Below are 20,059 nucleotides of genomic sequence, written 5' to 3'. Positions count from 1 at the left end.
TATCAAAATAGCAAGGTCTTAGCAAGTGTAAATCTTCAAAACGTTGCAGTTACAGTACTGGAATAGCGATAAAAAGAAGTACGAGCCAGATTTAATTAATAATATAAGTAATATCTGGATGGCCACATCGTTCAGCAACTACTTGTAACAATTTTGAACTAATCTTTTCTTGACTGCTTTTTACAGTTTTAATAGCTGTTTCATTAGCTGTTTCATTAGGATTTTCACTATTAGCATCTTTTGTATCTAATAACAAGTAATCTTTAAAATCAGTTTTGCTCCAATGATGAATTGTGCAAGCTAAAGTGAAAAGCAGTAGAGTGCCTGAAATTGCAACGATTGGCCAGTAAATAGTAGGATTTGTGTATGAACTTACTATGTTGCTCAAACCACCTGTTGAATAAAGTGCTAAAGGGAAGGTTATGTTTCCAGTAATAAGAACTGTTCCTAAGATAGGAAGCCATATTCTATCATTGATTAATGAATTTACTTTACTCTTGTAATAGATTGGCTGGCCTGTAAGTTCTACGATCTTCGGATCACTTTTTGCTTCTTCTGGAAGAGAGTGAAACGTAAAGTAAACACGATTACCGTTGCTATATTTTAATACCAAAGATTTGATGCATTTCTTGTCTTTTGAAAGTGTATTTGATATCTCATCTAAAACTTCTTGAGTATCTCTTTTTGTGATCTTGTGCTCCTTAGTACGTACTGCTTGCATAAATTCCCACATAATTCCCAAGGCTAAACAAGACGCTAATACTCCGACAAATATAGTAACAGGATTTATGCTGCCGATGAATCCAATGAATTCTCTTTGCTTCACAGCTAAAACGATTGACGTAATACAACATGCCGTAATAAGACCTACAAAAGGCATTGTAACTTTCTTCTTTTGCATCGTATATTTTACTTTCTGTAAAAATCTGTTTGTCTTTTTATTATCTCCAAGCAAAGATTTTTCAGAGCCATCTGTTTGATATGATGGTGGAGGAGTTGGATTTGCCTTCACTCTTTCTTTTAAATTTTCTAATGTTTTTTGACTATTCCAAGGTTCGCTGTATACTGTTTCTTGAGAAGGTGATCTGCTAACTGATACACTATCTGAACTCTTTTTTGGAGATTCTGTATTTTGCTCTATGGATGCATAAATAGGTTCTGAACTGTTCACATTCGATTCTTTTTGCCTTTCTTCATCAGAACTTGATTCGCTAGCCGAATTTGTTTGTAACGCTGTGTTTCTAGGTGCTGGTGTTGGTTGAGTTGCTGCACTATTTTCACTCACCGTTGTATGAGAAACCAGTGTGACGTTATCTTTATTTCCTGATTCAGGCATATTCGCTCCAAAATTAATTACAATGTTATGTTGATTACGCTATAGTTATTAAGATATAGTGAATACTAATTTAAGAATAAATATTAGTATAAGAACTGCTGATCAAAGATCCTTTCATTCAAAGGGCAATCTTTGTCAAAAAGTAGAGTGACTGTATTTTCGTGATCTTTCTGTATTTTTACCTGCGATATGTCGTGAAATTCCTTGTAATCTGATACTACAAGTGCTGGACGATTTTCCACGTCGTTGATATCAATTTGCACTATTGTATCATTTGAGATTAACGCTCCATTCCAACGCCTTGGGTAGTAGCTATTGATGGAAGTCAGTGCAAGTAAATTTGAATTAAGTGGTAAGATTGGCCCACCGGCAGAGAAGTTATATGCAGTGCTACCTGTTGGGGTAGACAATATAATTCCATCTCCTCTGAATTTTTCTACTTTTAGCTTATCATTAATGGTAATATTCATCTCCACTATTTGATTTGCATTTCTAAAGACATACACTTCATTTACTGCGATGTAATGGTGTTTTTTGCCACTTATGTCTGTGGCTTCCATTTTTAGTAAAGTTAGCTGAGTAGGAACTGCATGTTCTATATGATCAATTAGATCTTCAAAGCATTTATTCATCAAAAATCCGACGTTACCGGTATTTATTCCATACACATGTATATCTTTATTTCCTATGACGTAGTTGTGTAGGGTGCATAGCATAAAACCATCGCCACCAACAACTATCAGCAGATCAACTTCATGCTTACCTGCTTCTGCTATATTGATAAAATTGAGTTTCTGTAGTAGTTTAGATACTTCCTGAGACTTGGGTAGCGAAGAAGCAATATAGCCTACATTTTTATATTTATACATGTTAAATAAAGAGGGGAGGAACTAAAAAAGACTCCCGTATTTATCATTAAACTTAGCTATTTTACTATCCTTTTCCCCTGAACCGCTTGTCAAACTTCCAGTCCATGCAGGATGAGTAAGAGGATCTCTATCAAGCTTTATTCTTTGACCTTCTTTTCCATAAGTGGAATAAGTTTCAAACTCTTGACCATCTGTCATAACTATAGTAACTTTGTGATAATCGATTTCTGCCATTGTTCTTACAAATTTCTTACCAGCTAAGATTTTAGTGAATCTGGTTCATTTGGTCAATCATTATTGTGAAATATTGACAAAAAATAAATAAAGTAGTATTCTCAATGAAGAATGAAAAATTTTTTATGATTTTTGCTTTTCCTGGTCAGGGCTCCCAATTTGTAGGAATGGGAAAGAGCTTATATGATGAATTTTCAGTTGCAAGGAACGTATTTGATGAAGTAGATGACATATTGGGTAGAAAGCTGTCTCATTTGATTTTCAATGGCCCTATTGAGAAATTAACCATCACGGAAAACGCTCAGCCAGCTATAATGGCGGTGTCAATTGCAACGCTACGTGTTATGAAGCACGTATTTGGTGAATCTCTTTACAGCGTTCAGTATGTTTGTGGGCATTCAGTTGGCGAGTATACAGCGCTGTGTGCTGCAGGGGCATTGACGCTTGAGTCTGCAGTCAAATTGCTAAAAGTTCGTAGCGAAGCAATGCATGAAGCTTCACTAAAATGCAAAGGTGGAATGTTTGCTCTACTTGGAGCAGAAATAAGTGAAGTAGAAGGTATATTAAAATCAGCTCAAATTGATTGTGAAATTGCAAACGATAATGGTGGTGGGCAGGTAGTGGTGAGTGGTACTGCAGAGGCTCTTGAGGTCTTACCTGATTTATTCAAAAACTCAAGTGTCAAGAAAATGATAAAATTACAAGTTAGTGGGCCTTTTCACTCATCTTTTATGAAACCTGCTGATGAAAAACTTCTGGAATTTTTAAAAAGCATCAACATAACTCGCCCTTCGATTCCTTTTGTATCAAACGTTACAGCTAAGGAAGAAAGTGATCCAGAGATCATAAGAGCTTTGCTCGCTAAGCAAGTTGTAAGTAGAGTAAGATGGAGAGAGATGGTTTTATATATGATAAGCCATGGCACTAATAAGTTTGTTGAAGTTGGCCCTAACAAAGTTTTATCTAATCTAGTTAAAAGAATTGACCAATCTATCAATACAAAAAGCATAGGTAGCATTAGTGATGCTGATAACTTCTTTAATGAATCATTAATGTTGACAGCAAGAAATTTAAAAATAAAAGCTTATAACTAACATAAAGTAAAATTTGTACTATTTTTTGCTTTGATTATTGATAGCAGCGGAATGTCAAACATCGACACTAAAGAATATGATCTAGCGTTGGGTGATACCACGGTTAAGCTTTTTATTAAAAGTAGCGATACAAGTGGGATCAATTTTATTAATGTGCATCAAAATGAAGTAACTTCAAAAGGGGCTGGTAAGCATATACTCCAGCAGTTTGGTGGAAGAATGCTATACATTACTCATGGTGATGGTACTCCGCGTAATGTAGAATTTTACTTAAATGGTGAGCGGTATGAATTCGATCCCAATCGCATGTTTGATGATGTAGGTGCAGAAGCTAGCTTAAGAGAGTTTGGCAGTGTTTCAGAAGATGCTTTGAGAGCTGTTAGAAACTTTGCAGAAAGAATTTTAGATTTTTTACTTCCTGGTCAAGATCACGTTATCGCTCTGCACAATAACTACAATTCTCCCAGCTACTCATTCAAGAGCTATTTTTCTCCACCACTTTCTCATGATGTGCTAAAGATTTCTCCAGAAGTGTGTCCGGAAAGTGGAACGGGTGAGTTTTTCTATACGACAGTTGAAGATTGGTTCGATGCTTTAAAACAGAAAGAAATTTTTAATATAGTATTGCAAAATAACAAAGCAGTTGAAGATGATGGTTCTTTATCTGTATATGTAGGGAAGAATAATATTCGGTACTCTAATGTGGAAGCTGAGCATGATCATTTAGAGCAGCAAATAGATATGCTATCTTCTATACACAGTGTTTTATTTCCTCAACCCTTAACAATAGAGTTATAGCAACATGGAACGCACTAACGAACTACCTGTCATCTCGTTTGGCTTTTTAAGTCCAAGTAGCTGTAAAATAGTAGGAGCAATATCAGATAATTTTCCATCTCTCAGTTTTAAATTTTCACAAGATATAATAAATGGAACTTTATTTAGAGTGTGCGCTGTGTGAGGTGTGTTATTTTCTTCATCGAACATACATTCCACATTACCATGGTCTGCTGTAACAATGAGTGCAGTATTACCCACTTCTTTGACAACGCTGAGTACTTTTGCAAGGCAATCATCTACAGCGAGCACAGCTTGCTCGGCCGCTTTTATATTACCTGTGTGTCCCACCATATCAGGGTTAGCGTAGTTTACAACTATCAGCGCAAATTCTTGAGAAGAAATTTTTTTTACAAGCTCTTCTGTGAGCTCAAAGGCTGACATTTCAGGCTGCAGGTCATAAGTTTTAACTTTTGGTGAAGGAATGAGTATTCTTTCTTCACCAGAAAAAGGTTCTTCTCTTCCACAATTAAAAAAGAAAGTCACATGCGCATATTTCTCAGTTTCAGCAATGCGCAGTTGCCGTAGTTTATTGTCTTCTATTATCTGTCCCAAAGTGTTGGCAAAAGATTCAGGAGGAAAGAGATAAGGGATTTTTAAGTCCGCTTTATATTGCATCATACTTAAAATTGAAGAGAATTTTGCCACTTCAGTATAGCCTGCTTTACCAAGACAAATACTTGCCAATTGTATCATTCGATCAGCACGAAAGTTAGCCAATAGCAATCCATCTTCTGGTTTTATACCTTGATAATCGCCTATTATTGCGGGCCTGATAAATTCATCGGTTATATTATTTTGATAATTTTCATCAATAAGCGATACTGCATCATCATAACGAGGCGCCTTTGCAAATGCGATGGCTTCATAAGCTTCAATTGTTCTTTCCCACCTATTATCACGGTCCATAGCATAATAACGCCCAGAGACAGTGGCGATTCTTATATCATTTTCCTTTATGCTTTCTGTAAATTCTTGAATGCATCTTTTCCCTGAATTTAGCAGTGTGTCTCTGCCATCTAAAAATGCGTGTATTACAACTTTAATTCCGCGCTGTAATATCTTGTTTGCTAAAGCTGAAATGTGCTTTTGATGCGAATGAACACCGCCATCTGATATCAATCCCATTATATGGCATATGCCATTCTTACTTTTTAGATCATTAATAAAATTCTGTAGATTTGCATTATTTTCTATCGTTTCGATTGCTTGATTAATACGCTGAAGGCTTTGCATTACCACTCTACCGCTACCAATATTCATGTGACCAACTTCTGAATTGCCTATTTGGCCTTCTGGTAATCCAACATCAGTTCCACAGGCAGATAAACTGCACTTTGGATAATTAGAGCTAATATGTTGCCAACAAGGTGGATTTGAATTGCTAATAGCGTTGTATTTACTATTTTCTATTCCATTACCCCAGCCATCTAATATACATAAAACGACTGATTTAAAGTTCATATAAAAGTTATCATCGAGAACCTCCGATGATACCAAAAACAAACTCTTCTCACAACTTTTGTGTTAAAATAAGAGATATAAAAAGCTGCTTGGAGGCAATGGTATATGAAGTTTTTCATAAAATATTTTATTAAAGTGATTGACAGTTGCTGAAGTGTTTACTAAAACACTTGCATAGCTTTAATAGTGAGGTCAAATGAGTTATAGTCAATATGTAAAGGGTAATACTTTAGCAACATCAGCTGCTATAATTAATGTTGATAGATTAGTAAACTTTTTAAAAAGCAATACAAACATTACAAGACTTATTTTACGATGTTCAAAAATTAATTATGAGGTTATAAAAGAATTAGCTCAGCTTTCTCATCTTACTTCACTTGATCTAAGTTGCAGTTATGTTGTTACAGAATATGTAAAGATTTTAGCAAGCGGGAATCTTATAAATCTTACTTCGCTTGATTTAGGAGGAAACGGAATTGGTGATGAAGATGTAGAGGCTTTAACCAGTGGAAATCTTACAAGTCTTACTGAGCTTAAATTATATGATAATAAAATTGGCGATAGGGGGGCAAAAGCTTTAGCAAGTGGAAACCTTCAAAAGCTTACTTTACTGAGTTTAGGATGGAATGAAATCAGTAATGAAGGTGTAGAGGCTTTAGCAGCAAGTGAAAACCTTAAAAATCTTATTACACTTAAAGTATATGATAACAGCATTAATTACAGAGATGTACAGACTTTGGCGAGTGGAAATTTGGTGCGTCTTACTTCGCTCATTTACAATTATTGCAGTATTGATGAAACATTGCCAAAAAATGTCCTTCCTCAATTAAAAAGGAAATGTAATAAAAGAAAAATAGGAGAGGAGCCAGATAGCAAGCTAAGTGAAGCGCAGACATCTTTGCATTTTGACAGTAAAGGCTTTAAACCTATATAACTTCACACGTTTTGTCTGTTTAATAGACAAAAAAAAAGTAGTGAATTTTGGGCTAAAAGTGAAATGTACAGATTGTATAAAATAGTGCTCCCCGGGCCGGATTCGAACCAGCGACCAATTGGTTAACAGCCAACTGCTCTACCACTGAGCTACCGAGGAATAAACTGCTTTCAACTTATCACATTGAACGCCGATTGTAAACGATTTTTATGTAGACTTTAGACCTAGATATCATTCCAGTGCATGGAGCTGTAATCCAGTTTTTCTTACCAACAAAAACTTAGAATAACTTTTGTTCTTAAAAAATTTCTAGATTTCAGACTCATGTTTCAATGTTAAACAAGGTACAATAGAATTGAGTAGGGTAATTTCTAGGGAATTATTATATTCTAGAAAAAGTAAAATGTCATCCAGATAGACTAATGTACAAGGTAAGCTGAATGTCTATAAGGAAAAACAGCAAGGCATTTTAGGATTTGCTATAAATCGCATCAGGAGCTCAAGAGTACAGCTTACAATTACAGATAGGTATAGTTGAGTTTAAAGTAACTACATAAATTTACTACAATTTTCATACCTATAAGCTGCTATGCAACAAAGCCCTGTGTGGGTATAATTTTGACAAGATACAAAGCTTAATGGAGAAAGTTACGAACATCAGTGAAAAACATGGCAATTTTATTCTCATTTGCAGCTGCTATCACGTTTTGATCTTTCAATGAGCCACCTGGCTGAATTATAGCTGTAATTCCATGCTTTGCACTTTCTACTATACTATCTGGAAATGGAAAAAATGCATCTGAAGCAAGCGCTGCGCCTTTACATTTTTCACCTGCTTTTTTTACTGCAATATTCACACTATCTATTCTGCTTGTTTGTCCTGCACCGATGCCAATAGCACAACCGTCTTTTGCTATCACTATTGCATTGGATTTTACATGTTTACATATTTTCCAAGCAAAAATAAGATCTTCCTTCTCTTTTTTTGTTGTAGTGCATTCTGTCACTCGGTTTATTTCTTCTACTTTTACTGTATGGTTATTATTTTCTTGCACTAAGAACCCGCCAACAACATTTTTGATTTGATATTTTGCATTTTGCTGAAGAGATTGATGAATAATCACTCTTAAATTTTTCTTTTTTTGTAAAATTTTTAGTGCCTCTTTGTTTACCGATGGTGCTATCACCACTTCCAAAAATATCTCGTTTAATTTCTCTGCTAGCTTGAAATCTATCTCCCGATTGAAAGCAACTATTCCACCAAAACTGCTTATTTCATCACATGATAGAGCTTTTTCATATGCTTTTAAAGCACTATCACTAACAGCAGCGCCACATGGATTATTGTGCTTTATTATCACTGCTGCAGGTTCTTGAAACTCAGAAATTATGTTAAGTGCAGACTCTATGTCGACTATATTATTATAGCTCAACTCTTTTCCATGTATTTTCTCCAGTGGATATTTGCTAAATTGATTGCTATAAAATGCAGCTTTTTGATGAGGATTTTCACCATATCTGAGTCCTTGTGCTTTACATCCATATAAAGTAAAAAACTCTGGTAACTCATTGCTTTTACCCTGTGATAAAAACCAATTGTAAATATTAGAATCATACTGTGCAGTCAGAGCAAATGCTTTAGTTGCTAGATGTTTTCTATATTCTAATGTTGTCTGATTGTTATTTTTGATCATCTCAGCTTTCAGTGTTTCGTAATCTTGAATGCTAGAAATCACTGAAGTGAAATGAAAGTTTTTTGCTGTAGCTCTAATTAATGCTACTCCACCTATATCTATTTGTTCTATGATTTGCTTCTCACCTGAGTTGCTATTAACCGTTTTCCAAAATGGATATAAGTTAGTTATAAGCAGATCTATCGGCTTAATTTCTAGATTCTGCATTTCCTTTTCGTGCCTTTTTCGATCACAGAGTATTCCTCCATGAATTTTAGGATGTAAAGTTTTCACTCTGCCATCTAGTATTTCTGGAAATTGTGTGTAATCTGAAACTTCTTGCGTTTTTATTCCCGCACCTGATAGCACTTTATAAGTATTCCCTGTTGAGAGAATTTCTATTTGTTGCTGCATCAAAAACGATGCAAGTTCAATTATATTTGTCTTATCGTATACTGATATTAAAGCTCTTTTAATTTTCATATGGAAGGTTTCTTAAGATTATATCTAAGAAAAGAAAATTTGTCTATATATAGCTACTACGTCATACCACTGCGGTATCTCGTTGTAGATTCCGCTAACAAGCACATAGCTGTACGAACATTGTGATACAAGAGACCAAGAAAGATGTCATCCCAGTCCCCAGACACTGGGATCCAGAAAACTTCACTTTAAATGAGCACACCAGGTAATAGAAACTGGATTCCAGTGTCAAGCACTGACCATCTATTACTCAAATTACCTGCAAATTGCAATGTTCGTACACCAAAACGCGTTATCTTGTTGTAGATTCCGCTAACAAGCAGCGGAATACCAAATTGTAGAAGTTGCTTTAGCTCTCCTCACCCTCCTTTCAAAGTAGTCTATTCTATAAATTTTTTTGTTAAACTTGATTTTAAGCCACGAACAAAATCTTTAATATCGCAAGGATTTCTTCCTTCCATTTGTACAACTTTAGGAATTAAAGTACCACCTTTTAAACTTATATGCATATTATCATTAATGATCTCACCTTGTCCTGAAGTGAAAGCTTCAAATTCAGCATCAAGTATCTTGATACGTTTGTTCTCTACCTTAATGAATGCTTTTGGATAAAATGCTTTAACCTTTCTATAAGCAATTTCACAGGCGTCACTTGCGTAAATTTTATAGTCTTTTACTTTGTCAGCATAGCACGCATCGTTATCGCTCTGTTTTAAGGGAACTTGCTTTTCAATTTCGTTTAGTACTTTCAGCAGTAAATCACTACCTAATTCAGACAATTTATCATACAACGTCTTATAATTATCGCTTTCTTCAATAAGAAATTTTTTCTGTTTTAAAATAGGGCCAGAATCTAATCCTTCATCTAGCTGCATAATGCTAACTCCGGTTTCTTGATCTCCGGCTAAAATTGTGTGCTGTATCGGAGCTGCACCGCGCCACCTAGGCAGTAATGATGGATGAATATTAATACAACCATATTTGGGAATATTTAAAATTTCTTTTGGAAGTATCAATCCATACGCAGCAACAACTGCAACGTCTGGCTTAAAATTTCCAAACTTTTCTTGCTCTATCGAAGATTTTAAAGAGGCAGGAGTACATACCTCTATGTCACTTTTTTCAGCAACGATGTGTACTGGGGATTTTGTTAACCTCTGCCCACGTCCAGAAGGTTTTGGAGCTTTGGTATATACTGCTACTATTTCACTCTGTAATTTCAATAGTAAGTTTAACGCACCAACAGCAAACTCCGGTGACCCCATGAAAATAATTCTCATGGTGTTTTTGCTTTAAGCTAACTTACTATTTACAATTTCTATTAATTTAGCAAAATCATCCTTATGATTAACAGCCATCTCAGCAAGAATTTTCCTATTTAAATCAATTTCAGCAAGTTTAAGACCATGCATAAATCTACCGTAAGTAAGTCCATGTTCTCTTACTGCTGCATTAATACGTATTATCCACAAACCACGAAAATCACGTTTACAGGTTCTTCTGTCTCTGTAAGCATATTGGAGTGCTTTTTCAACTCTTTGTAATGCAATTCTATAACAATTTTTTGCCCGTCCTCTATAACCCTTTGCTAGTTTCAATATTTTTTTATGACGAGCATGAGTAGTGACTCCACGTTTTACTCGAGCCATTTTTATTTTACCTCCATTTTGTTAAATACCATAAGGCATATAAAGCTTAACTATACGCGAGTCAGATTTACTAAGAATCGTCGTACCACGCTGATTACGAATATTAGATTTACTTCTCTTTACCATACCATGTCTTTTACCTGACTGAGTAGAGATGACTTTACCCTTAGCTGTAAGGTGAAAGCGCTTTTTGACAGAAGATTTGGTTTTTAATTTTATTTTCGTCATATTCTAAACAAATTTACAAACATCACTATTTAGTTCTTTATTAGTAATTAAGTATGAGTATAGATAACTTTATTAAAAAATCAAATTAAAATTGTATTTTAAAGCAGCTTGAATGTAATCACACCCAGTATATGTGTTATACCTTCTTTATCTCCAATTGGCAACAATACTTGCCTCATTTTAACACTTTCACTTTCTTCCTCTTCGTTAATTGAGCATTTACTCTCTATTACAGTCTCAAGTTTATCAATAACTGCATCTATTTTATATAGCCGCAAAAATGGTGCATCAATTGCATACTTATCATCGATGTACATCTTTTTTTCAAAACCATAGAATTCAATAGCTTTTTCTCCTGCATTTTCACAAATATAACCTCGATCTTTAACTTCAATGATAAAACAATGCTGCCATGACTCCATGATTTCTGCAGTGTCTATTTCATGTCTTTCTGGCCATTCTCTATCTGATCCTTTTATATCACTCCAATGTTGAGTAACTATATTCACTATTCTTCTTTCTTTGCCTGCATAATTTTCCATTCGAAATTCCACATATAAAACACAGATATGAGGTAAATTTATCGTGAATGTATTGATTTTTTCTTACTAAAGGATGTAGATTATTGAAAATTCTCATCCTGTTTACACAACAGGTAATGATAAATTAAGTATAATAATTAGAGCATAAAAATTATTAAATGAGGAAACTGTAAAAAAATAATAAAAAAATTCTATTTTTGCAATATTTTGGCTAACGAATAGAATTAGTTCCACTTTCTAAAGTTATTGCACTTAATAAATAACTAGATGGAGTTTCTTCCTTAGCACTACTATGGCTTTTATTTTTTCTATTATAAAACCAACATTTAAATGGTACAGCTGCTGCGATAGCTGCTACCAAAGCTACTGTTACTGCTAACATACCTACTGTGAACACTATATTATTTTTCTCGTTTGAAGGTGTTTCCAATAATTTAAACTCTCTCAAGTTTGTATCATGAATCATAGGATTACCCAAAATATTCGTCGTATTTTGAACACTTTCTATATTTCGCATTGTAATTCCATTGCTAGCGTTTGATTTTTTCATTTCTTCCATTACTTGTTTTAAGTTTGGTAGTTCTGCTGTTGTATTTTCAATATCACCAGCTTCCAGCTTTTGCAAGTTCTCATTACTCAAAAACTCTTTGAGATACTTTTCATAAAACTCTTTGGCATTATATCTTTTATAACTTCGTATTTTTCCACTCTTGAGATCAGAAACAATATCATCAATCATCACTTTTGGATTTTCTGCATGCACTATTTCTCCTTCAGCAACAAGAATACGATAAGATGTATCGTCAAGCATACATACATACTTAAGTTTTAAATCACCTCCTCCCAATAGAAAATATATTGTTCTGTTTTGTTCTACATCTCGCAATTCTGATTCAATACTAATCCATCTATTCCTTTTTTCCTTATTGATTGATCTTTTTTTTCCTACAGTATTTTTAAATCTTCTTGACATATATGACCCCCAAGCTGACCAATATTTCCTTATGTATAAAAGATAAATTATTTAAGTCCACATCTTTTCACTAAGATTTTTATATTTTTATTATACTAAATAATACATATATTAATATCTGAATTTCTCATTGCAATTTATTATACCTTAGTAAAAACGATATAAAATTAGAGAAAGAGTTATAAAATTTTTTGTAAGACAGGAAAATTTCTTCTCCTTTGGTTCCAGAGCATATAAGTGCTGTAAGAGCTAAGTTGATGGCACTGTTGTGCCATCAAACTCTGGAATCTTACTCGACACTAATCTGAGAAGATAGATGTGCTACCGATGTAGCATTGCTGAGCAAAGATTCTATTTCTGATGTAGATCCGGAATGCTCAAGTTGAGCTTGTTCAGGAAGGTTTTTCATCGCTTTTTCAACATCGTAGCTACCTTCCCTATTTTTTCTATGCCATAAAAAGTATCCTAATCCTGCAAAAGCTACTGCTAGCACTCCACCAAATATACCACCAGCAATCCCTGCTATTCCTATATACTGTCCTCCATTTATTTCGGGTAATTTAGGCCCTTCCACATCTGTGCTATTAAATATAGAATGATCTAACACTTCTTGTGAATTACTATCAAAACGGGAAACACTACTTATATCTTCAGGAGTAATTCCATAACTAGCATTTGATTCTTCTATTTCATTTATTACGTCATTAATCTCTTTAGTAGTTACTTTGCTTGATGCAAAATCGAATTCTTGTTTTGTTAAAGAAGCTGATTCGATAGTTACATCTTCCTGCATCTGATAATCAATTTCTTCAGTAGTAGATTCTCTCAATTGGCTATTTTCATCAGTTCTTTCTTTTAGCTTTTTTGAACTATCCTTACCCAATTCATCTACAAGGTTTTTTAGATATATTTTCTTAAATTCTCTATAATTATATTCTTTACCTTTTTCTATTTCTCCACTCTTAAGACCTAAAATAATTCCATCTATTGTCGATTCACGAATTGCTTGAGGAATGTCTATTGAATTTACTATTCCTGTAACCAAGCCTATCTCAGCTGCTCTAGAAGATATAGAGAGGTCTTTTACTGTTAAATTCTCTCCTTTAATTAAAAATTCTACCCTTCTGTTTTGCTCTATACTTTCCAAGTCAGATACAATTCTAATTGTTGGACCATTCATCTCCTGCTTATTTGTTATTTCCCTCTTTCGTATGCTATTCTTAGTGTTTTGGAATTTTTTTGGCATTTCACACTCCTTAAATTAATTAACAAAAATATTATTTGAATTAACAAATACTTCTCTATGTTAGTGGATAAAATATTTAAACCTATATCTTTTTATTAAAATTTTTATGTAAAAGTTACTTTTATTATACTAAGTAATGTATATATTAATATTTAGATTGATAAATTGATTTTACTTCTGTTACAACTTATTATGCATAGATAACCTCAGTAAAAACGATGAAGCTAAACGAAATTAGAGAAAGATTTATAAAATTTTTTGTAAATAATAATCACGAGCAAGTTCCTTCTTCTCCTTTGATTCCAGAGCATGATCCAACACTCATGTTTACAAATGCTGGTATGGTACAGTTCAAAAACATCTTTACCGGCACGCAAAAAACTGAAATGAAACGTGCCGTCTCAAGTCAAAAGTGTCTCAGAGCAGGTGGTAAACACAATGATCTTGAAAATGTTGGCTATACATCTCGGCATCACACATTTTTTGAAATGCTCGGAAATTTTAGCTTTGGTGATTACTTTAAAGAAACTGCGATAGAATTTGCGTGGAAATTTATTACTGAAGAATTGTCTCTTGATAAAAACAGACTATCCATAACTGTTTACCACACTGATGATGAAGCATATGAAATTTGGCGTAAGATAAGTGGCTTTTCAGATGATAAAATCATAAGAATTACAACAGATGATAACTTTTGGAGCATGGGCAATACTGGTCCATGTGGCCCATGTTCTGAAATCTTTTACGATCATGCAAATCAGGATTTGCATGAAGACGACAGAATTGTTGAAATTTGGAACCTGGTGTTCATGGAATTTAATAAAGATGAAGAAGGTAATTTACAAAAATTACCAAAAAAATGCATCGATACTGGAATGGGCCTTGAAAGAATAGCAGCTGTTATGCAGAACGTTCATGATAACTATGATATTGACCTATTTTCTGCTCTGGTAAGTAAATCGCAAGAGTACTGTGGAAATACGGAAAATAAAGTAGCTCATAAGATTATCGCAGATCACCTTCGTGCAGCTGCATTTCTCATCGCAGAAGGAGTGCTTCCTGGAAATGAAGGAAGAAATTATGTACTACGCAGATTGATCAGGAGAGCAGTACGTTATATCCACCTACTTGGATATAATGATTCTCTATTGAACCTTGTTTTTCCTGCACTCATAGATGGCACAAGTTTGGCTTATATGGGAGATGCTTATCCAGAGCTAATCAGAGCTAAAAGCTTAATAGAAACAACGTTAAAATCAGAGGAAGAAAACTTTAAAGACACTTTAATGAAAGGCATTAATCTCTTGGACAAATTCACTGCAGATTTAAAATCAGGTGACACTCTATCTGGAGAATCAGCATTCAAACTATATGACACTTATGGATTTCCTTTGGATATCACACTTGATATTTTGAAAGAAAGGAAAATAAATTTTGACCAAAAAGGTTTTGATAATGCAATGAAAGAGCAAAAAGAAAGAGCACGTGCTAATTGGACTGGATCTGGTGAAAAGTCTGTTGAACAAGTATGGTTTAATTTAATCGATCAGTTTGGCAAAACGGAATTTGTTGGTTATGAACGTGATGAAGTAAAGGATGCAACAGTACTCGCAATAATTTCCCCTAAAAATGAAATGATTGATTCTGCAAAAGAAGGAGAAAAGATAACTATTATACTTGATAAAACACCTTTTTATGGCGAGTCAGGTGGACAGGTGGGAGATACTGGAAATTTTATAAAGTCTGATGGAAGTACGTTAACAGTTGAAAATACCAACAAGATTAACGACCTATATTTACACAGATGTATAGTTGAATCTGGTTCAGTTCGTAAAGGTGATACAGTTACAGCTAGTATTAACAAAAAAAGAAGACAAGACTTAAGAAGAAATCATTCAGCTACACATCTTCTACACTTTGCACTCAGAAAAATCTTAGGTGATCACGTTACTCAAAAAGGTTCTCTAGTCGCACCAAATAGACTAAGATTTGACTTTAGTCACAATAAGCCAGTCACTCAGGATCAGCTGTCTTCAGTAGAAGATATAGTAAACTCTCTAATCAGAGAAAATCTTTCTACGTCCACAAAAGTTCAAGGTATGGATGAGGCAATAGACGAAGGAGCGATGGCCTTATTTGGTGAAAAATATGGTGATAATGTTAGGGTTGTAAAAATTGGAGATTCAAAAGAATTATGTGGTGGTACACACGTGGAGCGTACCGGAGAAATTGGTTTGTTTAAGATAGCAGCAGAATGTTCCGTTGCATCTCGAGTAAGAAGAATTGAAGCTTTAACCGGTCAAGAAGCAATTAATTATGTACGCAATAACGAAATTAGCTTAAAAAAAGTTGCAGAATGCGTAAAAGCACCAGTAAATGAAATAATAAGTCGACTCAGTATTTTAAGCCAGGAGCGCAAAGAATTTGAAGTCAAAATAAAAAATCTTTATAAAAAGCTTATCAGTGTAGAAACTGTAAAAAGTACCGAAATAAATGGAATAAATTTCGTAAGCCACACTTTCAATAACGTTCCAGGAAGTATAATAAGGGAATTTGCTCTACAGCAACAAAAACCGAAAACTGTAATAGCCTTCATGGTAACAGAAAAGGATAAAACAGTTTTGATTGTCAAAGTAAGTAAAGATTTAACTAATAAGATCAATGCAAAAGAGCTAGTATCTACTGTAACCAGAAGGGATTGCGGTGGAAATGCCGAACTTGCCCAAACAGGCTGTGATAACAATAAAATAGATGATGCCATTACAGCAATCCATAGCAAAATAACAGCTTGCAAAAACTAATACACCCTACTACCTCGGTATCTTTTAACCATGAACGAAGGTATTATGCAAATAGGGGTAGAGAAGACTTAACTGTCAAATGAGCATATCAGGTAATAAGAACTGGATTACAGCTCCATGCTCTGGAATGACATCATTTTATTCATCAAAGTAGCAGCTTTATAACGGCAGTGCACAGAGGCGTCATCAATTAGCCCTTCATTGTCATCCCAGTGTCAGCTACTCGGATGACACCATCATAGAGATCAGCTACTTGAATTACAAAAGAAGAGATACTAACCTCTTACATTCAAACTCACATAAATCATGAATTATGCATGTTTCACACGAAGGTTTTTGCGCTTTGCAAACATATCTACCATGCAAAACTAGCCAATGATGAGCATAAAGTAGGTATTTTTTTGGCACTACATTCAAAAGAGACTGCTCTGTTTTAAGTACATCTTTTTCTTTCACAAGCCCAACTCTATTGCTCACTCTAAAAACGTGAGTATCAACTGCCAATGTTGGAATACCAAGCCCTGAATTTAAGAACACATTAGCGCTCTTTCTCCCAACCCCTGGTAAAGATACCAAATCATCGAAATTAGTAGGCACTGTGCTATTGTACCTCTCAATCAATATTTTACTGAGCCCGATTATATTTTTTGCTTTAGAATTATATAAACCAATACTGCTTATGCATTTTCTCAGCTCACTTTGCCCAAGATTCAACATTTTTTCTGGCGTATCAGCGATACTAAATAGCTCCTTTGTAATTTTATTAACACTTATATCGGTCGTCCGCGCTGACAGAACTATTGCAACTAATAACGTAAAATGATTGGTATAATTTAGCTCTATTTTTGGCGCAGGATTTGATTGCTTGAATTTTTCAAATATCAGTTCTACTTTTTTTGAGTCCATGCATAGAGCTAAAAGCTTATACTATACTGTTTGCTGTGCAAATTCAATTGCTTGAGGATTAGATAGTCCTTCAATATTAACATCAGACATATCAGTTTTTACCTCATCAAAATTCCTTTCAGCAAACTCGCTTGCTACTTCTGCAAAACATTTTCTAACAAGAGGCATGATAATTGGCATTAACAGTTTTCGTGGATCATACCGTCCTAACAGATCAGTCTCCTTTTGTACTCTATCTCTTGGATCTTCCTCAAGTAAATCTCTTATGTGCTTATCAGAATATATTTCACAGCCTTTTGAAAAAATAGGAGCTAATGCTTCAATTAATACTGCCAATAACAATAGTGGACCAAGTACAGCTTCACCAACAGTTAATCCATTAGCAATGAAATTTATTGTAACTAAATAAACAGAAAAAGCAGCTAAAGGATAGTTGATAAGAAGCTTACTGCCTAGCGCGATATAGTTCATTTTACTTATGAATTCATCAGTGGAAATTTCTGAATTTTTATACTTTTCCATATAATAATTCACTAATAAACCAGAGGCTCTACTAATAGCGATGTTAAATGCTATGATCCACCATGAAAAATAGCAACCTATAGTAACTGTAGTTAACAGGCCTAAGGGTAGAACACTAAGAGTCCGAATAAATAGTAAGGCATTTTTACGTTCTATAAATCTTAACGCTAATTCTTTTTTATCCTCATCTACTAGGTTCTTTTTTTCCTTTAGAGGAGAAATATAAAGAAATAGCTGCATACTAGGTTTTGATAAGCGTTTATTAAGCTCGCCAGGGTCTGACGACCTAAAAAAACTGCTATAAATATCTCCTGAAAAATAGTATTCCACATCCTCTTCAAACGCACTATCATTCTTTTTTAATATAGAAGTCAATTCATCAAAATCTTTACCTATAGCTTCTTCACTAATCCCTAGTGTATAGAACAGCTTCTTTCTATAATGAAATTCACGTGCTGTTAAACGCCCATCACTTTCAGCATCAACGCTGACCTTAACACAAGGATTTCCTGACTCTAAAGGTTCAATGTATTTTTTTAGCTCTTGATGAGCTTTACAAATTTGATTAAATCTATTTTTATCTCCACCCTTGTCAGGATGGTTTACAAGTATCAATTTATTATATTGTTTTTTCAGAAACTTGCTAAGAGCTTGATAATCCTTACCTACAATTTGTTCAGCTTTTATCTCTAGTACGTTAAACAGATCATTATTATCATAAAACTCCTGACCAGTTAACTTGAAATGTTGACTCATTACTACACCTCACATAAATACACGATGCTATTAGTATAATATATTTAATGTTTCACACAAGCATAAAAATATCAAGCAACCACTAAGAGAAGAAACCCTCTTTCCCATCATACAAATACAACTTATCCATTCTCACTACATTAAAGTTATTTTCTTCGAGTTTGATTAGTAAATTATTCACGTCACTATTTGTAATAGTTTTCTTTTCACTATTCGCAATAAACCTACAAGTTATTTGGTCACTTAAAGATTTTGAACTTCCTGGCCAAACTGCAAGACCCTTTGAGTATATTGCTATCATCTGCAGATTACTCGATTCTAATAATCCTACTATTTGATCAAAATTGTTGGATTTGTCCCAGGCAAGCGCTATATCACTACCCACTAGCTTTTTAACTTTGTAATCTTGTTCGTAATGGTCTTGTACTTTATTTATTTTACTATCCGAATCACTGCTAATTATAAGCTCAGATAACGTTGTGGGTTTTTTCCCTAGATTATCTATAACAGCTTTTGCAAATTCTTTTGTTCCAACCTTTTGTTTACTCTTTTTCTCCTTATATAAATCAGCGGTATGTACTCCATCTTCCAAAGTCTTGAGCCATGCATCGTAGATTAGTTTTGCAGTACTCACTTGACCAATATAGACCAACATATGTACTGCGGCATTTAAAAGACCAGAAGGATTAGCTATATTTTTTCCTGCAATATCAGGAGCAGAACCGTGAACCGCTTCAAACATTGCATATTCATTACCTATATTGCTACTTCCTGCAAGCCCTACAGAACCTGAGGTTTGTGCTACTATGTCTGATAATATGTCGCCATATAGATTTTCAGTTACTATAACATCGAAATTCTCGGGTTCTGTGGCAACACGTGCCATTCCAATATCAACTATATAATGTTCCGCCTTTATATCCGGATATTCTTTTGCAATACGATCAAACGCTGCATGAAAAGCGCCGTCAGTCATTTTCATTATGTTGTCTTTAGTCAGGCAAGTTACTTTCTTTCTGTTATGTTTTTTCGCATATTCAAAAGCGTACCTGCATATTTTTTCTGAGCCAGATCTAGTAATAATTTTAGTGCATTGGTACGAGTCACCAGTGAGCCTATGCTCTATTCCCGTATAAACGTCTTCTTCATTTTCACGTATTACAACAACATCAAATTTATCGAATTTATTTTCTATAACAGGGTGATACGAAATGCATGGTCTAATGTTTGCATACAGCCCTAAGTTCTTTCTGAGTGCAACGTTTAAGCTTTTGTGCCCTTTACCTTGAGGGGTTGTTGTTGGAGATTTGAGTAATATCTTTGTCCTTTCGATAGATTCCCAACCACTCGGAGAAATTCCATGAGACCATTCCTTACTATAAACACGCTCTCCTATTTCAATAATATCTATTGAGATCTCTGCTTTCGCTTCACGCAATATCGACAGCACCGCTTCCATAATTTCTGGTCCGATACCATCACCATACGCAACTGTGACTGATGTTGACATAA

18 protein-coding genes, 1 tRNA gene and 1 pseudogene are annotated in these 20,059 nt (G+C 34.4%); 5 read left to right on the top strand and 15 right to left on the bottom strand.

Annotation, left to right across the window (positions count from 1 at the left end):
- Nucleotides 1-91 precede the first annotated feature (91 nt).
- From OOT12_RS01830 to rpmE, 3 genes are all read right to left on the bottom strand, one after another.
- Nucleotides 92-1,336, bottom strand: coding sequence for a hypothetical protein (locus OOT12_RS01830; protein ID WP_264374973.1), 1,245 nt, complete (start codon nucleotides 1,334-1,336; stop codon nucleotides 92-94).
- Nucleotides 1,337-1,419: 83 nt separating this feature from the next.
- A complete protein-coding gene (locus OOT12_RS01825; RefSeq protein ID WP_264377148.1) occupies nucleotides 1,420-2,205 on the bottom strand; it encodes an NAD kinase in 786 nt (261 codons plus the stop codon).
- A gap of 21 nt (nucleotides 2,206-2,226) precedes the next feature.
- The gene (gene rpmE, locus OOT12_RS01820; RefSeq protein WP_006013575.1) at nucleotides 2,227-2,439 is read right to left on the bottom strand and encodes a 50S ribosomal protein L31; all 213 of its coding nucleotides are present in this window, start codon (nucleotides 2,437-2,439) and stop codon (nucleotides 2,227-2,229) included.
- A gap of 125 nt (nucleotides 2,440-2,564) precedes the next feature.
- On the opposite strand from rpmE, the gene fabD reads away from it, so the two are divergent.
- Entirely contained in the window at nucleotides 2,565-3,533 is a 969-nt protein-coding gene (fabD, locus tag OOT12_RS01815) for an ACP S-malonyltransferase (RefSeq protein WP_264376335.1), read from the top strand.
- A gap of 51 nt (nucleotides 3,534-3,584) precedes the next feature.
- A complete protein-coding gene (locus OOT12_RS01810) occupies nucleotides 3,585-4,331 on the top strand; it encodes a hypothetical protein (protein WP_264374974.1) in 747 nt (248 codons plus the stop codon).
- Here OOT12_RS01810 and gpmI read toward each other — a convergent pair.
- Complete coding sequence (gene gpmI / locus OOT12_RS01805; RefSeq protein ID WP_264685346.1) at nucleotides 4,326-5,834, bottom strand: 2,3-bisphosphoglycerate-independent phosphoglycerate mutase; 1,509 nt, start codon at nucleotides 5,832-5,834, stop codon at nucleotides 4,326-4,328. The two genes, OOT12_RS01810 and gpmI, sit on opposite strands and share 6 nt — an antisense overlap.
- A gap of 196 nt (nucleotides 5,835-6,030) precedes the next feature.
- On the opposite strand from gpmI, the gene OOT12_RS01800 reads away from it, so the two are divergent.
- Complete coding sequence (locus tag OOT12_RS01800) at nucleotides 6,031-6,768, top strand: leucine-rich repeat domain-containing protein (RefSeq protein WP_264374976.1); 738 nt, start codon at nucleotides 6,031-6,033, stop codon at nucleotides 6,766-6,768.
- 87 nt (nucleotides 6,769-6,855) lie between these two features.
- Here OOT12_RS01800 and OOT12_RS01795 read toward each other — a convergent pair.
- Both OOT12_RS01795 and purH read right to left on the bottom strand, forming a co-directional pair.
- A tRNA-Asn gene (locus OOT12_RS01795) sits at nucleotides 6,856-6,927 on the bottom strand.
- A 476-nt stretch (nucleotides 6,928-7,403) separates the two neighbouring features.
- Nucleotides 7,404-8,924 (bottom strand): bifunctional phosphoribosylaminoimidazolecarboxamide formyltransferase/IMP cyclohydrolase, encoded by a 1,521-nt coding sequence (purH, locus tag OOT12_RS01790; protein ID WP_264374977.1) that lies wholly within the window; start codon nucleotides 8,922-8,924, stop codon nucleotides 7,404-7,406.
- A gap of 152 nt (nucleotides 8,925-9,076) precedes the next feature.
- Between purH and OOT12_RS07435 the strand changes: the two are divergent.
- Nucleotides 9,077-9,217, top strand: a pseudogene (locus tag OOT12_RS07435) (WPE palindromic element domain-containing protein); the annotation flags it as partial.
- An 87-nt stretch (nucleotides 9,218-9,304) separates the two neighbouring features.
- On the opposite strand, the gene fmt reads toward OOT12_RS07435, so the two are convergent.
- From fmt to OOT12_RS01755, 6 genes are all read right to left on the bottom strand, one after another.
- Nucleotides 9,305-10,204: a methionyl-tRNA formyltransferase gene (fmt, locus tag OOT12_RS01780; protein WP_264376296.1), complete on the bottom strand. Its 900-nt coding sequence runs from the start codon at nucleotides 10,202-10,204 to the stop codon at nucleotides 9,305-9,307.
- 12 nt (nucleotides 10,205-10,216) lie between these two features.
- Nucleotides 10,217-10,573: a 50S ribosomal protein L20 gene (rplT, locus tag OOT12_RS01775; protein ID WP_063630562.1), complete on the bottom strand. Its 357-nt coding sequence runs from the start codon at nucleotides 10,571-10,573 to the stop codon at nucleotides 10,217-10,219.
- A 21-nt stretch (nucleotides 10,574-10,594) separates the two neighbouring features.
- Nucleotides 10,595-10,801 carry a 50S ribosomal protein L35 gene (gene rpmI, locus OOT12_RS01770; RefSeq protein ID WP_010402777.1) on the bottom strand — a complete coding sequence of 69 codons (207 nt, stop codon included), beginning with the start codon at nucleotides 10,799-10,801 and terminating at the stop codon, nucleotides 10,595-10,597.
- Between the two features lie 98 nt (nucleotides 10,802-10,899).
- Complete coding sequence (locus OOT12_RS01765; protein WP_007302082.1) at nucleotides 10,900-11,343, bottom strand: PAS domain-containing protein; 444 nt, start codon at nucleotides 11,341-11,343, stop codon at nucleotides 10,900-10,902.
- Nucleotides 11,344-11,554: 211 nt separating this feature from the next.
- Nucleotides 11,555-12,316 carry a hypothetical protein gene (locus tag OOT12_RS01760; RefSeq protein WP_264374978.1) on the bottom strand — a complete coding sequence of 254 codons (762 nt, stop codon included), beginning with the start codon at nucleotides 12,314-12,316 and terminating at the stop codon, nucleotides 11,555-11,557.
- Nucleotides 12,317-12,605: 289 nt separating this feature from the next.
- On the bottom strand, nucleotides 12,606-13,562 hold the full coding sequence (locus OOT12_RS01755; RefSeq protein ID WP_264374979.1) for a hypothetical protein: 957 nt from the start codon (nucleotides 13,560-13,562) through the stop codon (nucleotides 12,606-12,608).
- 218 nt (nucleotides 13,563-13,780) lie between these two features.
- Between OOT12_RS01755 and alaS the strand changes: the two genes are divergently transcribed.
- Nucleotides 13,781-16,363 (top strand): alanine--tRNA ligase, encoded by a 2,583-nt coding sequence (alaS, locus tag OOT12_RS01750; RefSeq protein ID WP_264374980.1) that lies wholly within the window; start codon nucleotides 13,781-13,783, stop codon nucleotides 16,361-16,363.
- A 258-nt stretch (nucleotides 16,364-16,621) separates the two neighbouring features.
- Here alaS and nth read toward each other — a convergent pair whose 3' ends face one another.
- From nth to icd, 3 genes are all read right to left on the bottom strand, one after another.
- The gene (nth, locus tag OOT12_RS01745; protein WP_264374981.1) at nucleotides 16,622-17,269 is read right to left on the bottom strand and encodes an endonuclease III; all 648 of its coding nucleotides are present in this window, start codon (nucleotides 17,267-17,269) and stop codon (nucleotides 16,622-16,624) included.
- A 21-nt stretch (nucleotides 17,270-17,290) separates the two neighbouring features.
- Nucleotides 17,291-18,547: a molecular chaperone DnaJ gene (locus OOT12_RS01740; protein WP_264374982.1), complete on the bottom strand. Its 1,257-nt coding sequence runs from the start codon at nucleotides 18,545-18,547 to the stop codon at nucleotides 17,291-17,293.
- 82 nt (nucleotides 18,548-18,629) lie between these two features.
- On the bottom strand, nucleotides 18,630-20,057 hold the full coding sequence (gene icd / locus OOT12_RS01735) for an isocitrate dehydrogenase (protein WP_264374983.1): 1,428 nt from the start codon (nucleotides 20,055-20,057) through the stop codon (nucleotides 18,630-18,632).
- Nucleotides 20,058-20,059 lie beyond the last annotated feature (2 nt).

The organism is Wolbachia endosymbiont (group B) of Parapoynx stratiotata (genome assembly GCF_947250635.1).
Taxonomy (GTDB): domain Bacteria; phylum Pseudomonadota; class Alphaproteobacteria; order Rickettsiales; family Anaplasmataceae; genus Wolbachia.
The sequence above is the reverse complement of the archived record's forward strand: the minus strand, read 5'-3'. Positions and strand labels throughout refer to the sequence as shown.